4 protein-coding genes are annotated in these 4,273 nt (G+C 56.3%); 1 reads left to right on the forward strand and 3 read right to left on the reverse strand.

Annotated elements, in window-relative coordinates; genetic code table 11:
* The coding region (locus BAA01_07930; GenBank protein ID OUM84584.1) for a histidine--tRNA ligase at positions 1 to 919 on the reverse strand (919 nt) is incomplete at its 3' end.
* 830 nt (positions 920 to 1,749) lie between these two features.
* On the opposite strand from BAA01_07930, the gene BAA01_07935 reads away from it, so the two are divergent.
* Complete coding sequence (locus BAA01_07935) at positions 1,750 to 1,983, forward strand: hypothetical protein (protein ID OUM84585.1); 234 nt, start codon at positions 1,750 to 1,752, stop codon at positions 1,981 to 1,983.
* Here BAA01_07935 and BAA01_07940 read toward each other — a convergent pair.
* Both BAA01_07940 and BAA01_07945 read right to left on the reverse strand, forming a co-directional pair.
* A complete protein-coding gene (locus BAA01_07940) occupies positions 1,980 to 2,537 on the reverse strand; it encodes a hypothetical protein (GenBank protein OUM84586.1) in 558 nt (185 codons plus the stop codon). The genes BAA01_07935 and BAA01_07940 overlap by 4 nt on opposite strands.
* A 149-nt stretch (positions 2,538 to 2,686) precedes the next feature.
* A complete protein-coding gene (locus BAA01_07945) occupies positions 2,687 to 3,763 on the reverse strand; it encodes an aspartate-semialdehyde dehydrogenase (GenBank protein ID OUM84587.1) in 1,077 nt (358 codons plus the stop codon).
* Positions 3,764 to 4,273 lie beyond the last annotated feature (510 nt).

Here is a 4,273-nt window from a genome sequence, read left to right on the forward strand (position 1 = left end):
GCTCGAGGCCGATGGCCATGCCCACGCCGGGGCGGTCTTCACCGCCGATCTGCGCCACCAGACCGTTGTACCGCCCGCCGCCGCCGACGGCGTCGATGGCGCCGATCCCCCGCGCCTTGTACTCGAAGGCGGTATGGGTGTAATAATCCAACCCGCGCACGAGCCGGTGGTTGATTACATATGGAATCCCCATCGCTTCCAGATGCTCCCGCACCCGGTCGAAGTGCGCCGCGCACGCCTTGTCCAGGCTGTCCAGGATGGACGGCGCATCGGCGAACTTGTCCTGGTCCACCTTGCAGTCCAGCACCCGCAGCGGATTGCGCGCCATGCGCGCCTGGCAGTCCTTGCACAGCGTGTCCCGCATCGGTTCGAGGAACTTGAGCAGCCGTTCGCGGAACGCGGCGCGAACCTCCGGCGTGCCGACGGAGTTGATCTCCACCGTGACGCCTTCGAGCCCCAGCATCCTGTAAAAATCGTACCCGAGGGCGATGACTTCCGCGTCCAGCGCCGGATCGTCCGATCCGATCGCCTCCACGCCGAACTGGTGGAACTGCCGGAACCGCCCGGCCTGGGCCCGCTCGTAGCGGAACATCGGCCCGATGTAGTACAGCTTGGCAAGGTCCGGCTCGCCGTACAGCTTGTTTTCCACATAGGCCCGCACGACGCCCGCCGTCCCCTCCGGCCGCAGCGTCATGCTCCGCCCGCCGCGGTCCTCGAAGGTGTACATTTCCTTTTCCACGATGTCCGTCGTCTCGCCGACGCCCCGTCGGAACAGCTCGGTCGCTTCGAAGATCGGCGTGCGGATTTCCCGGTAGTTGTAACGCCGGCACAGCTCCCGCGCCGTCCGCTCCACATGTTGCCAGAGCCCAGCGATTGCCGGCAGGATATCCTGCGTGCCCGGCGGTTTTTGGAAAGCCACGCGATCACCCCATTTACCCGAAACTCAAACTCCCCAAGCTCCATCAAAAAAGCTCCCGTCCCGCCTGGGACGAGAGCCTCGGCTCCCGTGGTGCCACCCGTCTTCCGGACGCGCCGCCCGGCCGGCCCACGCCGCCCGCGGGCTCGCCATACGCGTCCGCTCGTACGCCGGATAACGCCCGGCCGCGTTCCGCACTACTTGGGTCCCGCGGTTCGCCCGCGGTCCGTTCGCACGGACATCTCGGGGAGGTCTTTCGTCCGGTCGTCACCAGGCGGCTTGCAGCCGAAGGCCGCCCTCTCTGCGGATGCGGTTCCGGAGTACTCTTTCCCGTCATCGATTTTGTCCCTGTCAATCATTGCTCCTAATTGTAATATGCGCGTTGGACCCTGTCAACCAAGAGCCGGACACTGTTGTTATTGTGCTGTAATCATGTCACGGTGTAACTGTTCTGAGAAAATGTCACGATGGGACAGGAGACTGTGACATTGACCAGAGCGGAATGGAAAAAAGCACTTGTAGTGGAGAAAATCCTCGATGGACGCATGACCAACCAGGAAGCTGCCACCGTTCTCGGGCTTGGCGTGCGACAGGTGATTCGGATGAAGAAAAAATACAAGAGCCCTGGGACTGGCTGATGCCGGCGAGTCAACCGCCTTTGGCGACGACGCGGACATTCCGGTCTGGGCGAAGGGCGCCGTGGAAGCCCTGAGGCAACAAAACCTCATCCAGGGCCGCGACGGCTCGCTCTTCGCGCCGTACGACTCCGCGACGCGCGCCGAAGCCATCGTCATCGTGTTCCGAACGTTGGAAGCGATGAGTCCTTAGCCGCAATGAAAAAGGAAATGAAACCGGGCACCGCCCGAAACCAGGCGGGATGGTCCGCAAGCCGGCCTCCCGCCCGATTCATATTCATTGAAAAAAAGCGGCCTGTCGTGCGTACCGACAGGCCCAAAAAGGGAATCTATATGAAAAAAGGGGGTTATCTTCATCATAAGAGGGTTTGGTTAAATTCCGTTAAAAACAAGATTACAATTTCGTTACAAGAAAGGAAGCGCTTCCATTAATTTGATGCTATACTTTTCGCAAGTTTTTTCCATAATCGCCGTAAAAAGCCCCGCCACGGAAGAGTCCCTCCCACGCCCGATTCGATTAACCGCGCAACGGGTGTTTTGGCCGTATCAAAGGTTTTCTTGACACGCGCTCCGTGCCTCTCCTTGCCGATCAGCTTGCAAGTGGGCAGGCAGAAATTGAAGTACCGGTCATGCAGGGCATAGAGGGCATTGAGCCACTCCACTTGTTCTGGGCGATCATAGCGTTCGTAGCCGACCAGCTGGCGGACGAGGAAGCCGTTTTTCTGCTCCACGTGAGCATTGTCGTTTTTGCGATAAGGGCGGCTGCGCGAGAACCGAAACTGGTTTGAAGCGCAGAAGGTTTTCAAATGGGCGTTTAAAAACTCCTGGCCGTTGTCACTGTGGATCCCCCAAGGCTGCATGGGCCACTCGCGATGGGAGCTTAAGCTCACACAGCACAGCAAGTTGGGATTTGCCCAGCAACGCGCGAAAGAGGCTAAATAGGCTTGCTCCGATGACTTATCGTCAGTAACTTGAAAATATTGCATAAAAACGGACTCCGCAATTAACGGAGTCCAGAGAATACGATTTTTGTTTTTTTCACTGTCTACTTGACAGGGAGCAGTTCAGTCGCAAGCGGGAGTTTGTCTTCAGTCAATAACCTTCCATGATGGAGGTTTTTTCATTTTGGAGCCCGTTAAATATATCCTTCCGCTTTCAACAATTCAGCGATCAGAATAGCGCCTCCGGCTGCTCCGCGCAAGGTGTTATGCGACAGTCCGACAAATTTGTAGTCGTATAGAGTGTCCTCGCGAAGCCGTCCGACGGATACGCCCATGCCGTTCCCGATGTTGCGGTCGAGCTTCGTTTGCGGACGGTCATTTTCCTCGAAGCAGGTGATGAATGGGTTCGGTGCGCTTGGCAATCCGAGTTCTTGGGGCCGGCCGCTGTACTGCTGCCAGCAGGCCAGGATTTCCGCCTTCGTCGGCTTATGCTCGAACGAGACGGAGACGGTCGCCAGATGGCCGTCCGTCACGGGAACGCGAACGCATTGCGACGATATGACGGGATTGTTCGCCTTGACGATTTCGCCGTTTTCCACGCGGCCCCAAATGCGCAACGGTTCCTGCTCGCTTTTCTCTTCTTCGCCGTCGATGTAAGGAATGACATTGTCTAGCATTTCCGGCCAATCGGCAAAACTTTTACCGGCTCCGGAAATGGCCTGGTAGGTGGAAACCACGACCTTTGTGGGCTTGAACGGCGCAAGTGCGTGAAGCGCCGGCACGTAGCTTTGGATGGAGCAGTTCGGCTTGGCCACGATAAATCCGGTTGACGTGCCGAGCCGCTTGCGCTGTGCCGGGATCACGGTAAGATGCTCGGGATTGACCTCTGGAATGACCACCGGCACGTCCGGCGTCCAACGATGGGCCGAGTTGTTGGAGACAACCGGTGTGCCCGCCTTCGCGTAGGCTTCCTCCAACGCTTTCGTTTCCTCTTTCTTCATTTCCACGGCACAAAAGACGAAATCGACGTTGGCGCTGACCTCTTCCACGTTCGACGCGTCCTGCACCACGATCGACTTGACCCGCTCCGGAATCGGGCCGGACATTTTCCATCGATGGCGAACGGCTTCTTCGTATGTCTTGCCTGCCGATTTGGGACTGGCCGCGATGGCCGTCACTTCAAACCAAGGGTGATTTTCCAGCAGCTGCACGAATCGCTGGCCGACCATCCCTGTACCTCCAACAATTCCTACTTTCAACTTTTTTTTCATCAAATAAACCTCCCACAAGACTTAGCCTGAACTGTTTAGCGACGACTCAATCTGATAAACCTCACCGTTATCATATACAAAAAATAATTTCCTGACATTGCCACTTCTGTCTATTGATCTGAAGTCCGTTCCTTTATGGGCTCTTTCACCGCTTGGATTTGATGAACTGCTCCTTGGTTCGTTATATGGGGCAGTGATTGTCGTAAAATCATTTGTCCCTGTCCCGACATTACCGACACGCAACTTTTTGCTGAAATTGCAGCCCCAATTAATGCCGGGTATCCCGATTCGGAAATTTCTTTCATTTCCATAAACGGGAATCCTGTCCCTCTTATTTCTTCTTGCGGTAAAGCCTGATTCCGTGATCATCAACTGATGAAAATGAGAAAAAGCAGGCAAATACACCCCCGAAGGCGAATGACATAAACAAGATAACATTCACCTGCGGGGTGTCATATGAAAATCAAGTTCGTTCGCTCCAAGGAGCTTATCCTTTCCACCCATGCCGGT

Source organism: Bacillus thermozeamaize (assembly GCA_002159075.1).
In the GTDB taxonomy this organism is placed as follows: Bacteria; Bacillota; Bacilli; order ZCTH02-B2; family ZCTH02-B2; genus Bacillus_BB; species Bacillus_BB thermozeamaize.

Excerpts from the sequence above, each read along its gene's own strand:
- BAA01_07945 (OUM84587.1), bottom strand. The coding sequence starts at position 3,763 with ATGAAAAAAAAGTTGAAAGTAGGAATTGTTGGAGGTACAGGGATGGTC.
- BAA01_07940 (OUM84586.1), bottom strand. The coding sequence starts at position 2,537 with ATGCAATATTTTCAAGTTACTGACGATAAGTCATCGGAGCAAGCCTAT.
- BAA01_07935 (OUM84585.1), top strand. The coding sequence starts at position 1,750 with ATGAAAAAGGAAATGAAACCGGGCACCGCCCGAAACCAGGCGGGATGG.